Below are 19,076 nucleotides of genomic sequence, written 5' to 3'. Positions count from 1 at the left end.
GTCACGCGTAATATGGCTATGCAGCCATGCAGAGAGTGCATGTCGGAGTATACGTTGGTTTTTGAATGACGCTTTTTAAGGAAGGCAACTCCCGAATCAAAAGTGCTGGGTCCTGCGCTTCTAACGTTTTATAAAACAGTTCTGACAGCTTTTTACGCTCTCTTTCATCCCAAAAAGAATCTGTAGAAAACGGCTCACTGTCTTTTTCTAATCGCTGCTTAGCACGATGTAAATTGCTTTTCACCGCTGTTTCTGACGTTTGTAAAATCGAAGCGATCTCTTTCAGCTGATAGCGAAAGCCTTCTTTTAAGAAAAAGATAACCGCTTGCTTCGGCGTAAATTGACTAAGCAGCAGTTCGACCGAGTGTCCCTTACTATCAAACGCATGCTTATCGGCTTGTTGTTCCAAAGCTTTTTCTTCGACTATTCCTTCACGCTTTCGTTTTCGCAGCAGGTCAATCCAGTGGTGGTACGCAATTTTATTTAACAGCGCAGAAGACAAATTGTGCTCTTCGCCTTTATATCGCTGAGCTTTTAAAAACGTTTCTTGCGCGATATCATCTCCGTCCCACACATTTTGTGCTAAAAAGCGGCAGTACTGCTGCAGTTTTGGGTAATGCTCGTTCCAGCAAGCCTCATCAAAGCTTTCTGTTTGTTTTTCAATTTTTTTTGAATGTGACATGGTTTTCACTCCTTTTGCACTCTCTATTTACTAAACGATTAAAGGAAATTCAAAAGATACGGGGAATCAAACTTTTTTATACATTATACGCTTAAGCATCCATTTTTTTGTATTATAATGAAGATACTTTTATCTAAGGAGTCTAAAATGATATGCGAAGAAGACGATTATACGGCAAAAAGAAAACGAACAAACTTCACTATAAAGACTTAACTTGTGAACACCCTCTGCCCGCTTTGCCTATGAGTTATACAAGTGAAGCTCCTTTTTACTATTATGAGGCGTCAGAAGACGAAAAACAAAACGACTTTGAACTATATTCAGAGATTTGTATCATGAATCAAGAACATTTTTTCGTCAAAGGCTGCGTTGAAATTCCCGTTCTTAATGAAGAAGACCCTTTCATTTGGAACATTTGGGTTTCTTTAAGCGAAGAAAATTTTCATCGAATGATAAATTTATGGGAAAGTGACGAAAGAGAACATGAACCGCCTTATTTCGGCTGGTTTTCAGTTTCAATTCCAGGCTATCCTGAAACGTTAAATTTAAAAACAAATGTGCATACAAGACCTGTTGGAACGAGACCTCTCATTGAATTAGAACCAACCGATCATCCTTTAGCCATCGAGCAGCGGGAAGGGATAACTCTAGAGCGAATCAAAGATATACAAAAACAATTGGCTACCTATTAAAAAACCAAGACAGCCCCAGACTGTCTTAGTTTTTTACCTTTATGGCATGCGCTTTGCTCCGTAGTATTTAGGCGCCCAGTAGCTGTCTACTTTATAGTTTGTAATTTTCACGCCCTCAGATGTGGATACGTGAACGACATAGTCATTTCCAATATAGATAGATGGAATAAGTGAACTTCCTTCAAAAAAGACGAGATCTCCCGGCTTCAAGTCAGATTGTGAAATGGTTTCTCCTGCTTCCCACTGCTGACTTGCATAGCGCGGAATGTCTTTTCCAGCTGCTTCTTTATAAATGTATTGAACAAAACCAGCTGTATCAAAGCCTGTAGAAGGACTTGTCCCACCTTGTGCGTAAGGTACTTCTCCTACATATTTAAGAGATTCCGTCACAAATGGATTGTCTTTTGACAGCGATAAGTCATCGTAGCGCCTTGCTCCGGCGTACTTAGACGTCCAGTAGCTGCTTGTTAGGTAATCAACCGTCACATTTTCGCTGCGCTTGGCGTGAATAAACTGATTGCCGCCTGCGTAAATGCCTACGTGTGAAATCCCTTCACGATACGTGTCTTTAAAAAAGATAACGTCTCCTGGCTTTAAATCTGCCCGTGCAACTTCTTCTCCAACTTGCCACTGCTGATCGGTAGATCGCGGAAGGTAGACGTCCGATGCATGTTGAAATACATAGGCAACAAATGCGGAACAGTCAAAACCGTCTGTTGGCGACTCGCCTCCAAATACATATGGCGTGCCGAGATGTTTTAATGCTTCTGCAATGACTTCATTATCTTTTGCAATTTCCGGTGCTCCTGTAATGTGCTTTGCTTTGGCGAAATGTGATGACCAATAGGCACTGCTTGAAATGTTTTTCACCACGACTTTTCCGTCTGAAGAAGATGCATAAATCATCTCATCGTCTCCGATATAAATAGCGGCTACGTTCACTTCACCGTTTTCATTAGTGTCAAAAAACAATACATCACCCGCTTGCAGCTCGTTTTTATCAACGTCTGTCCCAAGCTCTGACTGTTCTTTCACGGAACGAGGCAGCGTTGTATCCAGCGCTTGCTTAAACACATATTGAACGAAGCCAGAGCTGTCAAACCCTTCGCTTAGCGTCTCTCCTCCAGATGTATAATCGGCTCCTTCGTACGTTTTTGCTTTATCAGCAATCACGTTTTCATCTGTAGCAGCCTGTACTTGCACAACTTTTTCTGCAGGAAAAGCGCCTTCATAAAAAGTGGCAAGACTAAGCCCTAACGCTGTGACCATAAGAGGTTTCATTACTTTCATGTTTGTTCTCCTTTGTTTTTTATTTCATCCAAGAAGTTTTATATGTAAATGGTTCCCCTGTTAAAGTATGGTGCAGATGGATAGGAATTGGCTAGTACCTTTTGACTTAAATATGCTTCCCTTCCAAAGTCCTGTAAAAAATCCATAAAAAAACTCGGCGCATATTACGCCGAGCTTTTTTATTTCATGCCCACCTGGATATTTGCTGCTTTTTGTTTTTGACGTAAATTTGCAATCCACTTGTAGTAAAGTGTAATCAAAAGAACAAAAATACCAAGCGCAAAGTACAATTTTGAATAGCCTAAAGCACCTGCTGCAATTCCTAATACAAACGAACCAACTGCAATTCCGCTATCATAAAACGTAAAGAACGTGGCAGTTGCATATGCGCTTCGGTGAGCAGGCGCTGCTTGAATCGCCAGCGTTTGGAAGCTAGGAAGCAGCGTTCCGTAGCCTAGTCCTACTAATGCACCTGAAAACAGCAGCATCCAAGAAGAATGCGTAAAGCTTAAGCTAAATAGACCAATCGCAAAGACAACGCATGATGGAATAATCACGATGTTTGGACCAGATTTATCGAATAGTCTTCCGGTAAACGGTCGTGAAATCAGCATCGCAGCTGCGAATACGACAAAGAAAAAGCTTGCTGTTTTAATTAATCCAAGCGACTGTGCGTACACAGAAATAAAAGAAATAATACTTGCATACGAAAAAGAAACGAGAATACCTACAGATGAAATCGGCATGGATTTCTTTTCAAACAAGTCGCTCAGTGAAAATGATTTCTTCACTGGCGAAGCAGCGTTTTCTTGAAGATTTTTGACCATCATTCCACACAGCCAGCCAACGAGCATAATCACGCCAAATACAAGGAAAATAATGTTGTATGCCATGTATTGATGAAGCGTTAATGCTAAAAACGGCCCTGCAACTACAGCTAAGTTCATTGACATTCCGAAGTAGCCAAGCCCTTCTCCTCGTCGTTTAGCGGGAACTAAATCCGCTGCAATCGCTCCGGTGACGGTTGTCGCTAAGCTGAATGAAATTCCTTGAAAGAAGCGCAGTAATAAAAGCACGTTAAAATGGTGGATAAACATATATAAGAAGGAAGAAAGCGCAAAAATGAGGGTACTAAATACAAGCGTTTTTTTCTTTCCAATGTTTTCAATGACTTTCCCTGAAAACGGTCTAACAATAATCGCAGATAATAAAAAGATGGTAACAACAAGCCCTGCCTGCGTACTCGTGCCGTCCAAGGCGTCTAATACATAAATCGGCAGCAGCGTCAGCAATGCATAAAACACGACAAAAATAAAAAAGTTGGTAATCGCAATGCTGATAAAGCTTTTAGTCCAGATTGGCTCCTGCTGGTTCGTCATTCATTTCACCCTTTTCTGTAGATTTACAAATTTTCTTTAATAACGAAATAAGCTGATCCTGTTCGCTGTCGGATAAAGCAATCAGCAAATTTTCTTCTAAACGTTCAATTTCTTGCTGAATTTCTGGAAGCTTTTTCTTCGCTTGAGGAGACAAATAAACGATGCGCTCTCGTTTATCACTGCCTGCTTTTCGAACGATCCATCCGCTTTTTTCAAGCCTTGTTAACGTGCGGGTAACCGTTGGCGCTTCGACATTTAAATACTGCCAAATCTCCGTTTGCGTCATCGAGCCGAATCGCTTTAAACAAAATAAAATCGAATACTGTGAGCTGTATAGCCCGTACGCTTTTAATACTTCATTTACTTCTTTAATAGACAATCTCGACTTTTGATGAAGCTCATGAAACACCAAGTTATTCACTTTTCTCACCTCACCTTTTCATTTTATTTACCTAGGTAACTAATTGCTCTTTTATTAGTATATGTGCTGCTAGTTGATGTGTAAAGGCGGCCAAAAAGAGTAAAAATCAGCTGTTTTCTCTTATTTTCTACTAATGATTTACGCTTACACTTCTGTTTTCTTATTCTTTCGTATCACGAAACTTTTTGTATAGATTTACATGCACCTGCAAACTCTGTTAAAGAAGACGAAACAATATGCGGGAGGCTGGTATATGTTTTCACTGCGCGGCGATGCTCATAAAGTCTACCTTAAACTGAAAAAAGCGGCTCATCAAAATCAAAACGCAGCAGATATTGATGAATTAGCGGAAATGGAAGAAATCCGGCAGCTTTACCTTACGCTAGAAAGCGCTACTTTGCGAAAAGTGTATTACCGAATGACCAAAGAAAAAAACGGCTCCGGCGTCATCCCTATCCTTGTTTCTGCCTTGCCTTGGCTCTTTTTTTTATTTTCGCAGCGGCTGCAGCAATTTTTATTTAAAGACGGCAGCTGGCTTTGGATTATTTTTGTCGTGCTGTATGTTTTTATTCTCATTCCAAGCGTGTTTCTTCATTTCCGTGAACAATCGTGGGCTTCTGTTCATATTGAAATTATTCAAGACATTTTAAAAGATCGTGAAAAAGAGCCGAAACCCCTTTGAGGTCCGGCCCTTTTCTATTCATGTAGCTTATTCATCACTTTTGGAATGACGTGAGACAGTAAAAACCTACCTAAAAGAATCAGCAGGTAAATCATAATGAATTGAAAAACAATGAACACATGATGCGTATGTGCCCAAGCAAGCATATGAGTCGTAGAATAAGCCAATACAATAATTAATAGTAAAAAACACAGTACGTATAAAATACGCTTACCCCAAGAGGTAGCTTTTATTTTCTTTTTAATAAGCCTGCGATGTTGAATTTCCTGTAAGCATATGTAGAGGGCCAATACAAATGTAAGCATATCTCGCCTTACGAAAAAAAGAATAAGTCCGATTCCTACAATCATCCACGTTAGCTTGTCATGATGCTTGTCTAGAAAGAAAAACATAAAATCCTCCTTCGAAATTAACGTGCTATTAATTTAACACATAAAGGAAATTATGGTAAAAACCTAAATTTGTTAAATATTTCAGTGCAGAATAGACACCTATTCAATAAAAAAAGAACCTTATTATCCAATAAGGTCCTCTTTACCTATTATGAAATAGCTTGTCTGCTTTCTACGTCTCGACCTAACTTTCTTTTGATACGCTGCAGCGCGTTGTCAATTGACTTAACGTGCGTGTTTAATTCTTTCGAAATTTCAGCGTATGAATGGCCGTCCATATACAGCGTCAATGCTTTTCTTTCCAATTCACTAAGTGTTTCCGCAATTTTTAACTCGCGGTCTTCCACTTTTTCTTGATGAATCAGCACCGCTTCCGGATTAGCAATTTGATCGCCAGGAATCATATCCATCAGCGTATAGTTTGATTCTTCATCATACAGAGGCTTGTCCAATGAAATGTACGAATTTAACGGACCGTGCTTTTGACGAGTAGCCGTTTTAATCGCCGTAATAATTTGTCTTGTGATACATAACTCCGCAAACCCTTTAAAAGATGTTAGCTTGTCTTCGTTAAAGTCGCGAATTGCTTTGTACAGTCCAATCATTCCTTCTTGGACGATGTCTTCTTTTTCAGCACCAATCAAAAAGTATTTTCTTGCTTTTCCCCTTACAAGATTTTGATACTTATTAATTAAATACTCTAATGATTTTTCGTCTCCGCTGTGAACCATTTCAACCAAAACATGATCTTCTAACATAGCATAATTTTGAACTTTTTCAATTACGATGCCTACGCTCACTCATATCCCCCCGTTACACTTAGTTGAGTTTTGATGTGTTCTAAACTGATGCATGATCTACTTGTTACGACGCTACTGCAATACGGTCCAGAAACGTAAAAAGCGTACAGAGTAAACTGTCGCTTTCCTCTCTCACTTTATGCTCCCCTGCATCTTTCTATAATCTATTATAAAGAAGTATAACCGATAAAAATCAAAAAGGTTGTCGAAATATGAAAGTGTTTGCAAAAAAAATCAATTTTTATAGAAAATTCACACAAATCACTTTATTATTTCATATAGTGACAGCAATCTGTCAAAAAAGCAATAAAAAAATACTTCCATATGAAATAAACTTACTCAAGCAGAGTAAGTCGAAGTTGCAGATGATACTGCGCATATAGGATTAGTTGCCTTCCGGCTTATCAGCATTTTTTGTTCCCTTACTTTTATAAGGCTTTGCATTTTTCTTCTTTTTTGCACTCGCCTGCCAGCGGTTCCATCCTTTTTTGCCGGTGCCTCGCCCCGTGCCGCCTTTACCTTTTGCTTTACTCATACGTATTCCTCCGTTACCTGCGTGTTTGCTACAATAAAAAAAGACCCCGTCCAAAGTCGGAGTCTTTTTTGGATTGCATAAAATTATGCTTTTACAACGTTAGCAGCTTGTGCACCGCGTTGACCTTGCTCGATGTCGAAAGTCACTTTTTGACCTTCGTCTAAAGATTTGAATCCGTCGCCTTGAATTGCGCTGAAATGTACGAATACATCTTCTCCGCCTTCAATTTCGATGAAACCGAAACCTTTTTCTGCATTAAACCATTTTACTGTACCTTCAGTCATACTATTTCCTCCAGTGGTGGAATTACTCCACACATATATTACTACCCTTGCTCAATCGTACTATTTCCAGATAAAAATTTCTATTGAAGAATATTTCTCTTCTTTCAATTTCATACCGAACAAAAATAATTAAACTTAGTGTAACATATCAATTTAGAAATAGCAAGTCTCTGTTCTAAGACAGGCTTTATCCTAATTATGTATCTGCTAAAAGCCTACGGGGCAGCTTTGAGGTTACCAACATTTCTGAATTGTGATGCGGCAGAAGGTTTTTATATTGAGCTAAACTTATCGTCTGCACAAATGCACAAAAAATCTTTTATTTCATCAATTTGTTTTCTGCTCATTCCAAAGCCTTGTAATGGAAACGCTCTTCTTTTCGAGATCGATTTGATATATATCTGGATTTGTTAGACGCGACCATTCGCTAAACCCAAACTTCGGATCAAAATATCTAAGAATTAACGTCATCAAATTGCCATGCGTAACAAACAGAGTCGTTTTCTGTTTTTCATTCATTACTTCTTGAAACAGCTCTAAAGAACGTACCGTGGCTTCTTTCGTCGATTCTCCTCCGTCTACCTTAAAGTCTATGTCATCAAAAGTTCTTTTCAATACTTCTATCCAGTTGAACAGAGGCTGTCCGCTTAAACGCCTTTCTTCTAGCCTTGTATCTATATGAAGAGGGAGACCAGTATCTTTTGCATAAGGTTCAATTGTTTGAACGGCTCGTTTGTACGGACTTGAAATAATTTTATCAATGGGATAACTCAGCTTGTTCAAATAACCTATTAACTGCTGGGCCTGCTGTATGCCTTGTTCCGTCAATGATGCTTTTGCTTCTTGCCCTTCTGCTTCACAATGCCTAACTAATAACAAAGTTTTCATTCATCTTCCCTCCACACATGGAAAAATAACCATTAATTACAAAAAAAAAGATAATAATAGTATATAATGATACGTGATTTATAGCTAAGGAGGAACAACATGATTCGTGAACGATCACTTTTTACAAAGGGACTCATTTTTTTACTGATTGTTTTTATTTTAAACATCCCTTTCCCTAATTCAACACCGCTCAGTCATTCTGTCTTTTCTTTTTTAGGTCTTCCCCTCTATGGAGATGAAGAAACAATGACAGGAATTCAATATGCCAGCAATGCGTGGGGAATTATACTTTTACTTGGTCTTTTTGCACTTTACAAAAGTTTAAATCGTCACCGTTTAAAATTAACGATTTTAGCTGCGTTTATTGTCATATCGGGTCCTGGTCATATAGTTGAAGCGATGCAAAAGACCGTATTACCAGGTATGTATGCCATTTCTTACGATGTGGAAAACAGCATTTGTACATTTGAGAGAAATAAAAAAGAAACCGTATTAACGGGTACCTGTGACCTTTCATTTGAAAATCACAGTTCAAAACCCGTTACGTTTGAAGTAGCACTGGATGAACGCTTCTATTTTAAAGAAGATACCCCTTTTTTACTTATGATGAATAAGCCTAGGCTTCATACTGTTACGTTGGAACCAAAGGCGTATCAAACTGTCGAAATCACTTCATCTGTCAAAACAGCCGACTTTCCTTCTAAAATCTTTATGGATGAAGTAAACGGCTTTCACGTAAACATTTATCAAAACGGGAAAAAACGTTATTTATAAGCATTGAAAAAAGCCCTTATAGGGCTTTTTAAATGAGTGAATTACCAGCCAAGGCCTCCGCCGTAGCAGCTGCAGCCGATGATTACTAATAAAATAAATAATACAACTAATAAAGCAAAACCAGATCCATATCCACATCCAGCGTTTCCAGACATACGAACACTTCCTTTTCTTTAGTTACTCTTTCCTCAAGAAAAACGCCGCTTGCATTTCGCTTGAGTTGGATTATCTTATGCCTGAACACGCCGATTTGACTCTGGTTTTTTCTTTTTTCTTTTTCCTTCTTGCCATGCACCTCATTAGTAAAAAAAGAAAATGCTTTTCAGCCCCTCTTACAAAATCATTTATTTCACTAGCTTACGTCTTTCAGAAGACCGTACTTCCGTGCGTTTACCGATACCTAGTACATAGTAGCTCAGCACGACAATAGCTAAAAAGATAAGCCCGACAATCAGCGATATGCGCGTTTCATCATTAAACCACATGCCTACAAGCACCATAAGTAAAAACGCGATGGTTACGTAGTTCGTCACAGGAGCAAAAGGCATTTTAAATGGATGCTGATCCATCGCCGCTCCTTTTGCTTTTCGAAAACGAATTTGACTAATAAGAATGACAAACCATGGAATCATACCTGGAAGCACGCTCGCGCTGTACACGTACACAAAAACATTTGGCGGAGCAATATAATTTAAGACAACGCCCGCAGCTAACCCAATCATTACCGCAACGGTACTATAAATAGGTACACCGTTTCGAGAAACCTTTGTAAAAAACGCTGGAGCCTGTCCGTTTACGCCTAACGTATAAAGCATGCGTCCTGCGCTGAAAATTCCGCTGTTACATCCAGACATTGCCGCTGTAATGACCACAAAGTTAATGATTCCCGCAGCTGCCGTAATCCCTACTTTCGCAAATGTAGAAACAAACGGACTGCCGAGTGAGTCCAGCTCGTTCCACGGATATACCGTTACAATGATAAAGATGGCACCGATATAAAAGATTAATATACGCCAAATCAAGCTTTGAATCGCGCTTGTTAACGTTTTTTTAGGATCTTTGGCTTCTCCTGCTGTAATTCCAATAAGCTCTACTCCTTGATAGGCAGCAATCACAAGCGACAGCGCAAAGAAAAAGCCGGACCATCCGCCTGTAAAGAAACCTCCGTTTGCCCACAAATTCGATAGTCCAAGCGCTTCTCCCCCGTTTCCAAGACCGAAGAAAACAAGGCCAAGACCGGCAATAATCATGAGCACAATCGTCACGATTTTAATCATTGCAAACCAAAATTCAAACTCTCCAAAAGATTTCACTGAGATTAAATTTGCCGCACCGAGAATGATCATGGCGACAATTCCCGGAACCCACGCCGGCAAATGCGGGAACCAGTACTGCATATAAGCTCCGACGGCAATAATTTCTGCCATGCCGACAATCACCCACTGAAACCAGTTGCTCCAAGCCGTAATGTAACCAGCTAACGGGTGAATATATTTATGACCAAATGTCGCAAATGAACCCGTACTTGGCTCTAAGTAAAGCATTTCACCCATTGCACGCATAATAAAGAAAATAAAAACGCCGCAAATAGCATACGCAATCAGGACGGATGGCCCCGTCCATTCAATGGTGCTTGCTGAACCCATAAATAACCCTACCCCGATCGTTCCTCCAAGAGCAATCATTTGAATATGACGAGATTCAAGCCCTCTTTTTAACTCTTTGTTTGCCAATTTACTTCCCCCTAGCCCCTCGTGATGATTTTCTCTTCTATTTAAGAGATTCTTTTATTTCCCTGTCCTGATAGGGAATGATCATCTTTTTTCTTTTTCATAAAGAAGTACGAACATACCACAAATACAGCAATCAGCAGCGTGAGATAAAACTGAGTGCGAAGCGAATCAATAAATGCCATCGCAATAAAGATGCTTGTGATCGCCGCAATTGTTCCATACGTTAAATAAGGAAACAGCCACATTCTGATTTTTAAAGCTTCTGGCTTTTCTTTTTCGTATTTCTTTCTCATGCGAAGCTGTGAAAAAGCAATAACAAGGTACACAAGAAGCGCTACGCCTCCAGATGCATTTACTAAAAATAAAAAGATTTTATCAGGTGAAAGATAGTTAAACCCAACGCTGATGTAAGAAATCACGGTACATCCTACAATGGCATTAAACGGAATGCCTTTTTTATTCACTTTCAAAAACATACGCGGCGCGTCTCCTTTTTGCGCCATTGAGTACAGCATACGAGAACTCGTATATAGACCTGAATTTAAGCAAGAAAGAACGGCAGTCAGTACGATAAAGTTCATGATTTGAGCAGCTGCCGGAACGTTTACCAGCTCTAATATCGAAACAAACGGACTTTTCATCAAGCTTGAAGAATCCCAAGGAAGGATCGTTACTAAGATTAAAATAGACCCAAGATAAAAAATTAAAATACGATAAATAACGGTATTTGTTGCGATGGTGATCGCTCGCTCAGGCTGAGCCGATTCTCCAGCCGCTGTTGCGACAATTTCTGTTCCCATAAAGGAAAACATGACAATCGCCACTCCTAAAAAGACGGAGCTGATTCCATTTGGAAGAAATCCGCCTCTATGAAGAAGGTTCGACGCTCCCGGAGACTCTACTCCCGGTATTAAACCGAGGATGATCGCTCCTCCTAAAAGTAAAAACAGCACTAAACTAACTACTTTAATAAGCGAAAACCAGTATTCAAATTCACCAAATGATTTAACAGAGTATAAGTTCGTTAACGTTAATAAAAATGTCAGGAGCAGACTCACACCCCAAGACGGTAGAGATGGAAACCAGTATTGAATAATCGTTGAACCAGCAATCGCTTCAACAGCAATAACAATTACCCAGAAAAACCAGTACAGCCAGCCGATTGTGTAGCCAGCCCACGGTCCAAGCGCTTCTCTGGCATAGGTCGCGAACGAACCGCTTGAAGGATTAGCCGTAGACATTTCCCCCAGCATTCGCATAACTAAGATCACCAGCAAACCGGCAAACGCGTACGAAAAGATGGAACCAGGACCTGCTGCGTTAATAAGCGATCCGCTTCCAATGAACAAACCGGCACCAATGATTCCTCCTAAAGAAATCATGGTTATGTGTCGAATTTTTAATTCTTTTTTTAACTCAGGCGGTTGATGACTCATATTAAAATCCTCCTCATAGAAACCGTCATTTAAAGAATTACACGTTCTTCGCATCGCGCGTTAAATATGTAAGCCCTTACAATATCGTGGACAAATAACTGCCGTTTTCCTACCCTCCTTCTATCTGTGCATGCAAATGAAACTTTCACTTAACGCAAAAGTCAGCTTCATTCGACAAAATTACTTTTCGAATTATATGATAATTTATTTTGAACAACTTTGTCTATTGTTTTTTGATCGAAAAAGTATTTTACCTTACTATCGATAAACTCTTTCTTTTATCGTAATTCTTCACTTCAAAATATCTTTTCATCTACTTACTCATATCCCTTTCTTTTCTTTTTGTTCAAAATCACTATAAAAAACATCGTTTTATTGGCTTTTTAAACAAAAGTGTTTATTTTAAAAATTTTTGAACATTTTTGTTAAAAAACTATGTACAAAACGAGAATAAGGTGATTATAATACAGGTATAGGGTGTTGGAATATTAATTATGTTGTAAATTTTCTAAAAAAGGGGTAATGAAAATGAACACAATGAATATTAACGAAATCAAACAATACAAACACGAGCCTTTCACGGACTTTACGGTTGCTGAAAACAAAGATGCGTTTGAATCTGCATTAGAACTTGTACAATCAGAGCTTGGAAAGGACTATCCTCTTGTAATTGGCGGAGAATTCATTACAACAGAAGATCAAATTCAGTCCATTAACCCAGCAAATAAAGCAGAAGTTATCGGACGTGTGTCAAAAGCAGATCAAGACCTGGCTGAAAAAGCAATGCAAGCAGCACTTTCTACATTTAATACATGGAAAAAAGAAGCGCCGGAAGCTCGCGCTGACATTCTTTTCCGCGCAGCGGACATCATTCGCCGCCGCAAACATGAATTTTCAGCTTACCTTGTAAAAGAAGCAGGAAAGCCGTGGAATGAAGCAGATGCTGATACAGCAGAAGCAATTGACTTCCTTGAATATTACGCTCGCCAAATGGTGCAGCTAAAAGACGGCGCGCCTGTTGAGAGCCGCGAAGGTGAAGAAAATAAATTTAACTACATTCCGCTTGGTGTCGGCGTTATTATTTCACCGTTTAACTTCCCGCTAGCGATCATGGCTGGAACAGCAGCAGCAGCAATCGTAGCAGGAAATACGGTTCTATTAAAACCTGCTAACAACACACCGGTTATCGCAGCAAAATTTGTAGAAGTAATGAAAGAAGCTGGCCTTCCAGACGGTGTACTGAACTACGTGCCGGGAAGCGGAAGCGAAATTGGCGACTATTTAGTAGATCATCCAAAAACACGATTCGTTTCATTTACAGGTTCTCGTGAAGTAGGATGCCGCATCTATGAACGCGCAGCAAAAGTACAGCCTGGTCAAATCTGGCTAAAACGCGTTATTGCTGAAATGGGCGGAAAAGACACGGTTGTTGTAGATAAAGATGCTGATTTAGATTTAGCTGCTTCTTCTATTGTGTATTCAGCGTTTGGCTTCTCTGGACAAAAGTGTTCAGCGGGCTCTCGTGCAGTTGTTCATCAAGACGTATACGATATCGTTCTTGAAAAAGCAGTTGCGCTGACAAAAACATTAACAATGGGCAGCCCTGAAGATGTAAACACGTATATGGGACCTGTTATTGATCAAGCTTCTTTCAACAAAATTACAAAGTACATTGAAATCGGTAAAGAAGAAGGCCGTTTAATGACGGGCGGAGAAGCAGATGATTCAAAAGGCTACTTCATCCAGCCTACGATTATTGCAGATGTAGATGAAAAAGCACGTTTAATGCAAGAAGAAATCTTCGGCCCAGTCGTAGCATTCTGCAAAGCGCGCGACTTCGATCATATGATGGAAATTGCGAACAACACTGACTACGGTTTAACAGGTGCCCTTCTTTCAAATACGCCTGAACACATTGAGCGTGCGAAAGAAGAGTTCCACGTTGGAAACCTTTATTTCAACCGCGGTTGTACAGGTGCCATCGTTGGGTACCAGCCGTTTGGCGGATTTAATATGTCAGGAACAGATTCAAAAGCTGGCGGTCCTGATTACTTGATTCTGCACCTGCAAGCAAAAACAACAAGCACAACGCTTTAATACTCAGTAGAGCAGCCCTAGGCTGCTCTATCTTAAAACAACAAGGGATTTTTTCTATAGGGGGAGATATTTATGTTAGCAGAGGTATCTAAAAATGTGTTTCTTCACGCTTCCCAAAATAAAGCGCTAAACAAAGCGGCGAAAAAATGGGGTCTTCGCTTTGGTGCAGCTCAAGTGGTAGCTGGCGACACAATTGAACATGCGATCAAAAAAGTACGGGAATTGAATGAAAAAGGGCTTGTTTGTACGCTTGATCATTTAGGGGAATTTGTTTCAAGCAGAGAAGAAGCTATCGAAGCAACTCAATATAACATCAGAACACTAGAAGCTATGGGCCAAGCCGGTGTAACGTGCAACTTATCTGTCAAAATGACGCAGCTTGGTTTGGATATTGACCGCAGCTTTTGCGTTGAGAACATGCGCCGCATTCTTGAAACGGCGAAAAAATACGATAACTTTGTTCGAATCGACATGGAAGACTATGCTCACTGTCAAATGACGCTAGATATTTTACGAGAGCTTCGCGAGACGTTTGATAATGTTGGAACGGTTATTCAAGCTTACCTATTCCGCGCTGAACAAGATGTAAAAGAGCTAAAAGGCATTCCTCTTCGATTGGTAAAAGGCGCGTATCAAGAATCACCAACCGTGGCGTTTCAAGACAAAGCCCAAATTGATGAGAACTATATGCGAATTATCGAAGAGCATTTGCTCAGTGGAACATACACGGCTATTGCATCTCACGACCACAATATTATTGCAAAAGTAAAAGAGTTCGCTCACAAAAATAACATCCCGCGCACGCAGTTTGAATTTCAAATGCTGTACGGATTCCGAACAGATATGCAGCTTAGCCTTGCAAAAGAAGGCTATACAATGCGCGTATACGTTCCCTTTGGCAACGACTGGTTTGGCTACTTTATGCGCCGCTTAGCGGAAAGACCGCAAAACGTCGCATTTGCTTTAAAAGGATTCTTTTCTAAATAAGCAGTTCGTTTAGTAAGGTTCGTAATGAAAACGCTATCATTTCTTTGTGCCCTTTGCGGATGCTTCTGCAAAGGGGTTTTTTATACGATTTCTCTTCCCTTTTCGTATGTATTACGATAAAATACAAGTACGAACAAACGTTCTTTTTATTACAAACAAAAAGGAGAGTACATATGAATCCTCTATCAAAATTAGCACTGCCTCTCAAGCTAGAACCTTACCGAAAAGAAATCGAAAAAACATGTAAACCTTATATCCACATCCATACGGTCAGGAATAGTCCCAAATTATATGACAGCAAGTTCGGCGGCAACCCTTACCTGCCTCTAGAAGCAAATCATCCTCTCGACTCCGAGGGCAAACCTATGTTAATGATGGCACAAATCAATTTTTCTGACGTGCCTCCCTATGAAAATATGCCTTCTCAAGGCATGCTTCAATTTTTCATTTGCGGAGCTGATAACAAAAACACCGGTGATGTGTATGGTCTGGATTTTGACCAACCCACGTCTCAAAAAGACTTTCGCGTCGTTTTTTATGAAGACATAACAACCGACGAAAACAAGTTAATAACCGATTTTACGTATCTAGAAGACGTTGACCGAGATATGTTCCCTATTCCTCAAGAAGTAGGCCTACAGTTTGAAATAAAAAGCGAACCCGTGTCTCCTACTGACTATCGATATAATGATATGGAATCAGATTTATTTGATGATGAAGAAATGGAAGAGATCTACTGGGATGAGCTTACGGGCGAGTATCATAAAATGGGCGGATACGCTTTTTTCACTCAAAGCGATCCTCGAGACTACGATGAAGCGCTGCGCGCATATAACGTTCTGCTTCTTCAATTCGCCATGGACGACGAAGCGGATATTATGTTTGGTGATGCGGGAGTGGCCAATTTCTTCATTAAAGAAGAAGACCTTCGCAACCGTAACTTTAAAGATGTTTTGTACAACTGGGACTGCTGTTAAAAAAACACCCTCTTAGAAAAGTATCTAGGAGGGCGTTTTTTTACATTATTATTATTTACTACTCAGCCTGTTTTTCCAGCCCTTGCAGCATTCAGCGTTTCTTTAAACTGCTGTAGCGCTTTTACATCTGCAAATGCGCTTGTAGGAATAACGTATCCGCTCATTGCACTAACAAGAATAAAGATATGTTCATCGGTTTCTCTAATTTGAGTGATGCTTGACCAAGGAGTCTTCACTTCTCCTTTTAAGCTTTTCTCTACCAAGCCATCTTCCGTAACCATCATAGTATGCTCACCTGTCAGACTGCTGTTATCTCCTTCATTTATTACCTTTATAATGTTCTTTTTAATACTTCCGTAAAAATACTTCGGATAAAATAAAAACCAAAGAACCGCAAGCAGCGCAAATGCTACGAACATGCCAAGTAAAAACTCTCCTTCAACCCACGAAACAAGCAAAGGAATAAGAAGAAAAATAAGCGACATCCATCGCTGAACTTTCAGCACTTTTTGTACTCTTTCCGAATGTTGAGCATGATGCATATTAAAAGCCACATAATCATCTTTTGTTAACGTATAGTGATATTCCATATTAATCTCCAATTCTTCTAAATAACAACAAAATAAAATATACCTCATTTGGTGTTATATGTATATAAAATAATAAGTTTTTCTTATGAAACACATCAACTTTTTATCATTTATTTACAGTGATACATCACGTAAACTTAACTAGTACTCTACTAGTTAAGGGGGAATGTTTATGACTTTTACACTAACGCATATTGATCATATTCAGCTAGCTGCACCACCGCATTCAGAAAGCAAAGCACGACACTTTTTTGGAACCATTCTTGGCTTAACAGAAATTGAAAAGCCGGAAAGTCTTAAAAAACGCGGCGGCGTGTGGTTTGAATTTGGTTCTTATCAGCTGCATATTGGTGTTGAACCTACCTTTTCACCTGCCAAAAAAGCGCATCCAGGCTTTTATGTTAAAAACCTCCCTGCGTTCAAAAATCATCTGAGTAGCTTCGGTATTTCTTTTATAGAAGACAAAAACATTCCCGGTACTGAAAGAATTTACGTGGATGATCCATTTGGGAACCGTATGGAGTTCTTAGAAAGAAAAAACCTTCCTTTTCCCAGCTGAAATTCGGACAAAAAGACTGTGACAAACGTATTTTAGTTGAAGGAAGATCCGAACGATTATTCGTTCGGATTTTTTTATTGGTATGGTGAACGTAGGTTTCGTGTATGTAGCGGCTTCTAGCGGTTGACTGGAGGGCAAGACGAAGACTCCTGCGGGGAAAGCGGAACAGGTGAGCCCCCGCAGGAGCGTGCGCGACGAGGAGGCTCACCTGCCGTCCGCGGAAAGCGAAGTCTTGCACGGAAATCAACCGCGGTGTCAAAAGCGTTCCATACTAGCTCCTTTACCTCATTTGTTCGTCTTTAGATTAAATGCCTCAATCTCGTTGTTTTCGCCCTTCTTTTTGCTTTTCTTTCCACAGCATGTACAGCAACAGCCCCAGCAAACAAAATGCCACGCCAAACATTGCTAAAGGAAATAAAAGTGTATTAATAAAATGATGATAAACCCATGAGTCGTTCATCTAACCAGCTCCAATACGCACCGTTTTTTTACAGTATGCCCTAATATAAACTTTTTTATGTTGTGTTAAATATCGTGGTTTCTATCATATTTCTATTTCTTTTTAATAGAGTAAATAGTAGATACATAACATTCTCCTCTTAGAGTTTTCATCCGCTGATTTCAAAATTTTATTAGAGGAGGCTTACTCTATGAAAAACAAGTTCACTGAAAAGCCTAAAAAGCTTTTTTGGATTCTTTCTTATAAATCATTAATTATCGCTATACTATTTGTTCTCTTAACATCTGCCGCTATTTTTACCGTCACGTATTCAACTCTTCAGCATACGCTGCGCTCGAACGTTGTCTATCAAGCACTATCAAATTATAAAGCCCAAAGCTTGTTCTACTTCATGCATACGGAAAACCATCATTTCTCTCATGCCTTTGAAGAAGATTTCTCTCCGCCTCCTCTCTCTTCTGTCGCTCTGCAGCTGGCGACGAACATTCGCGTGGCAGATACAAGAAGTCTATTTGGATCAGAACTGCCCGGCTTTTCTATTTTTGATTCTCATATTCTATTAGCCGGTGAAGGAACGGATTATACAACCATTCCTCATGAATCAGCTCCTCCGCTCGAAAGCATTTCAGGAGAACGTGATTTAGATCCTGCTGAAAGCAAAACGTACGAAGAAAATAAAAAACAGTCTCAAACACAGGCCAAGCAAAGTACGGGAGACAGAAAAGTTGTATACATCTACCACACGCACAGCTGGGAATCTTATTTCCCTCTACTTGGTATGCAAGGTGAAGCGAACGAAAATAAAGCAGTTGATAACAAAACCAACATCACGCTCGTTGGTCAAATGCTAGGAATGGAATTAAAAGCAGACGGAATCGGTTCGGAAGTAGATACAACTAATATGACGCAAAAGCTGAATGAAAAAGGCTGGGGTACAGGACGAGCCTATGCGATGTCTCGCAGCGTGGTGGAAACGGCTCTTCAGCAAAACAAAGACGTCGATTATTTAATTGATATTCATCGAGATTCACTGCGCCAAGAAAAAACAACGGCTACTATCAACGGCAAATCGTACGCTAAAATAATGATTGTATTAGGTGAAGCCAACCCGAAATTTGATGAAAATGTAAAAATGGCCAAAGCGATTCATGAAAAGCTAGAGGAAAAATATCCAGGCCTTAGCCGCGGAGTATTAAGCAAAAAGAAAACAAGCGGCAATAACGGCCTGTATAATCAAGACTTATCCGACCGCTCCATTTTAATTGAAGTAGGCGGCGTCGATAACAATATGGAAGAACTCACAAATACCGTCAAAGCCTTTTCTGATGTGTTCAGCGAGTATTACTGGCAAGCTGAAAAAGTGAATGCGCAGTAAACAAAAACTAGCTACCCCAGGTAGCTAGTTTTTGTTTTTATGA

At 39.8% G+C, this 19,076-nt stretch carries 23 protein-coding genes; 9 read left to right on the top strand and 14 right to left on the bottom strand.

Annotated features, from left to right (window positions below; genetic code table 11):
* Positions 1-16: 16 nt before the first annotated feature.
* A complete protein-coding gene (locus tag ACRPLY_RS09125) occupies positions 17-682 on the bottom strand; it encodes a sigma-70 family RNA polymerase sigma factor (RefSeq protein WP_028414942.1) in 666 nt (221 codons plus the stop codon).
* A 152-nt stretch (positions 683-834) separates the two neighbouring features.
* Between ACRPLY_RS09125 and ACRPLY_RS09120 the strand changes: the two genes are divergently transcribed.
* The gene (locus ACRPLY_RS09120) at positions 835-1,374 is read left to right on the top strand and encodes a DUF2199 domain-containing protein (protein WP_098113615.1); all 540 of its coding nucleotides are present in this window, start codon (positions 835-837) and stop codon (positions 1,372-1,374) included.
* Between the two features lie 39 nt (positions 1,375-1,413).
* Here the strand turns inward: ACRPLY_RS09120 and ACRPLY_RS09115 are convergent, their stop codons facing one another.
* From ACRPLY_RS09115 to ACRPLY_RS09105, 3 genes are all read right to left on the bottom strand, one after another.
* Positions 1,414-2,664, bottom strand: coding sequence for a C40 family peptidase (locus tag ACRPLY_RS09115; RefSeq protein ID WP_063247163.1), 1,251 nt, complete (start codon positions 2,662-2,664; stop codon positions 1,414-1,416).
* 179 nt (positions 2,665-2,843) lie between these two features.
* On the bottom strand, positions 2,844-4,043 hold the full coding sequence (locus ACRPLY_RS09110) for an MFS transporter (protein WP_033579982.1): 1,200 nt from the start codon (positions 4,041-4,043) through the stop codon (positions 2,844-2,846).
* Positions 4,012-4,464 (bottom strand): MarR family winged helix-turn-helix transcriptional regulator, encoded by a 453-nt coding sequence (locus ACRPLY_RS09105; RefSeq protein ID WP_013058498.1) that lies wholly within the window; start codon positions 4,462-4,464, stop codon positions 4,012-4,014. Before ACRPLY_RS09105 ends, ACRPLY_RS09110 begins: the two co-directional genes overlap by 32 nt.
* Positions 4,465-4,717: 253 nt before the next feature.
* On the opposite strand from ACRPLY_RS09105, the gene ACRPLY_RS09100 reads away from it, so the two are divergent.
* Positions 4,718-5,146, top strand: a complete 429-nt coding sequence (locus ACRPLY_RS09100; RefSeq protein WP_033579981.1) for a hypothetical protein — start codon at positions 4,718-4,720, stop codon at positions 5,144-5,146.
* A gap of 14 nt (positions 5,147-5,160) precedes the next feature.
* On the opposite strand, the gene ACRPLY_RS09095 is transcribed toward ACRPLY_RS09100, so the two are convergent.
* From ACRPLY_RS09095 to ACRPLY_RS09075, 5 genes are all read right to left on the bottom strand, one after another.
* Complete coding sequence (locus ACRPLY_RS09095; protein ID WP_430078213.1) at positions 5,161-5,538, bottom strand: hypothetical protein; 378 nt, start codon at positions 5,536-5,538, stop codon at positions 5,161-5,163.
* Positions 5,539-5,687: 149 nt separating this feature from the next.
* Entirely contained in the window at positions 5,688-6,338 is a 651-nt protein-coding gene (gene sigH / locus ACRPLY_RS09090; RefSeq protein WP_013058500.1) for an RNA polymerase sporulation sigma factor SigH, read from the bottom strand.
* Between the two features lie 385 nt (positions 6,339-6,723).
* The gene (locus ACRPLY_RS09085) at positions 6,724-6,879 is read right to left on the bottom strand and encodes a DUF3934 family protein (protein WP_162837669.1); all 156 of its coding nucleotides are present in this window, start codon (positions 6,877-6,879) and stop codon (positions 6,724-6,726) included.
* Between the two features lie 77 nt (positions 6,880-6,956).
* Entirely contained in the window at positions 6,957-7,157 is a 201-nt protein-coding gene (locus ACRPLY_RS09080; RefSeq protein WP_013058502.1) for a cold-shock protein, read from the bottom strand.
* Between the two features lie 327 nt (positions 7,158-7,484).
* On the bottom strand, positions 7,485-8,045 hold the full coding sequence (locus tag ACRPLY_RS09075) for a histidine phosphatase family protein (protein WP_432231757.1): 561 nt from the start codon (positions 8,043-8,045) through the stop codon (positions 7,485-7,487).
* 99 nt (positions 8,046-8,144) lie between these two features.
* Here ACRPLY_RS09075 and ACRPLY_RS09070 point away from each other — a divergent pair, with 99 nt between their 5' ends.
* On the top strand, positions 8,145-8,819 hold the full coding sequence (locus ACRPLY_RS09070; protein WP_165636177.1) for a hypothetical protein: 675 nt from the start codon (positions 8,145-8,147) through the stop codon (positions 8,817-8,819).
* 41 nt (positions 8,820-8,860) lie between these two features.
* Here the strand turns inward: ACRPLY_RS09070 and ACRPLY_RS09065 are convergent, their stop codons facing one another.
* The 3 genes from ACRPLY_RS09065 to ACRPLY_RS09055 all read right to left on the bottom strand — a co-directional run bounded on the left by ACRPLY_RS09065 (position 8,861) and on the right by ACRPLY_RS09055 (position 11,988).
* Positions 8,861-8,974 (bottom strand): YjcZ family sporulation protein, encoded by a 114-nt coding sequence (locus tag ACRPLY_RS09065; protein ID WP_080754474.1) that lies wholly within the window; start codon positions 8,972-8,974, stop codon positions 8,861-8,863.
* A 189-nt stretch (positions 8,975-9,163) separates the two neighbouring features.
* On the bottom strand, positions 9,164-10,552 hold the full coding sequence (locus tag ACRPLY_RS09060) for an amino acid permease (protein ID WP_432231756.1): 1,389 nt from the start codon (positions 10,550-10,552) through the stop codon (positions 9,164-9,166).
* A gap of 41 nt (positions 10,553-10,593) precedes the next feature.
* On the bottom strand, positions 10,594-11,988 hold the full coding sequence (locus ACRPLY_RS09055; protein ID WP_028414950.1) for an amino acid permease: 1,395 nt from the start codon (positions 11,986-11,988) through the stop codon (positions 10,594-10,596).
* Between the two features lie 528 nt (positions 11,989-12,516).
* Between ACRPLY_RS09055 and pruA the strand changes: the two genes are divergently transcribed.
* The 3 genes from pruA (at position 12,517) to ACRPLY_RS09040 (ending at position 16,049) form a co-directional block, all read left to right on the top strand.
* Positions 12,517-14,085 (top strand): L-glutamate gamma-semialdehyde dehydrogenase, encoded by a 1,569-nt coding sequence (gene pruA, locus ACRPLY_RS09050; RefSeq protein ID WP_028414951.1) that lies wholly within the window; start codon positions 12,517-12,519, stop codon positions 14,083-14,085.
* 72 nt (positions 14,086-14,157) lie between these two features.
* Positions 14,158-15,072 carry a proline dehydrogenase family protein gene (locus ACRPLY_RS09045; RefSeq protein WP_033579975.1) on the top strand — a complete coding sequence of 305 codons (915 nt, stop codon included), beginning with the start codon at positions 14,158-14,160 and terminating at the stop codon, positions 15,070-15,072.
* 173 nt (positions 15,073-15,245) lie between these two features.
* Entirely contained in the window at positions 15,246-16,049 is an 804-nt protein-coding gene (locus tag ACRPLY_RS09040) for a YwqG family protein (RefSeq protein WP_049165992.1), read from the top strand.
* A 62-nt stretch (positions 16,050-16,111) separates the two neighbouring features.
* Here the strand turns inward: ACRPLY_RS09040 and ACRPLY_RS09035 are convergent, their stop codons facing one another.
* Positions 16,112-16,639: a YcxB family protein gene (locus ACRPLY_RS09035; RefSeq protein ID WP_034271281.1), complete on the bottom strand. Its 528-nt coding sequence runs from the start codon at positions 16,637-16,639 to the stop codon at positions 16,112-16,114.
* A 172-nt stretch (positions 16,640-16,811) separates the two neighbouring features.
* Between ACRPLY_RS09035 and ACRPLY_RS09030 the strand changes: the two genes are divergently transcribed.
* Together ACRPLY_RS09030 and ACRPLY_RS09025 are read left to right on the top strand one after the other, a co-directional pair.
* Complete coding sequence (locus ACRPLY_RS09030) at positions 16,812-17,198, top strand: glyoxalase (RefSeq protein WP_274862844.1); 387 nt, start codon at positions 16,812-16,814, stop codon at positions 17,196-17,198.
* Between the two features lie 123 nt (positions 17,199-17,321).
* Positions 17,322-17,501, top strand: coding sequence for a hypothetical protein (locus ACRPLY_RS09025; RefSeq protein ID WP_274862845.1), 180 nt, complete (start codon positions 17,322-17,324; stop codon positions 17,499-17,501).
* A gap of 10 nt (positions 17,502-17,511) precedes the next feature.
* Here the strand turns inward: ACRPLY_RS09025 and ACRPLY_RS09020 are convergent, their stop codons facing one another.
* On the bottom strand, positions 17,512-17,658 hold the full coding sequence (locus ACRPLY_RS09020) for a hypothetical protein (RefSeq protein WP_432231755.1): 147 nt from the start codon (positions 17,656-17,658) through the stop codon (positions 17,512-17,514).
* 190 nt (positions 17,659-17,848) lie between these two features.
* On the opposite strand from ACRPLY_RS09020, the gene spoIIP reads away from it, so the two are divergent.
* Positions 17,849-19,033: a stage II sporulation protein P gene (gene spoIIP / locus ACRPLY_RS09015; protein WP_098113609.1), complete on the top strand. Its 1,185-nt coding sequence runs from the start codon at positions 17,849-17,851 to the stop codon at positions 19,031-19,033.
* The last annotated feature ends 43 nt before the right edge of the window (positions 19,034-19,076 follow it).

The organism is Priestia sp. TGN 0903 (assembly GCF_050846855.1).
GTDB classification, from domain to species: Bacteria; Bacillota; Bacilli; order Bacillales; family Bacillaceae_H; genus Priestia; species Priestia zanthoxyli.
The sequence above is the reverse complement of the archived record's forward strand: the minus strand, read 5'-3'. Positions and strand labels throughout refer to the sequence as shown.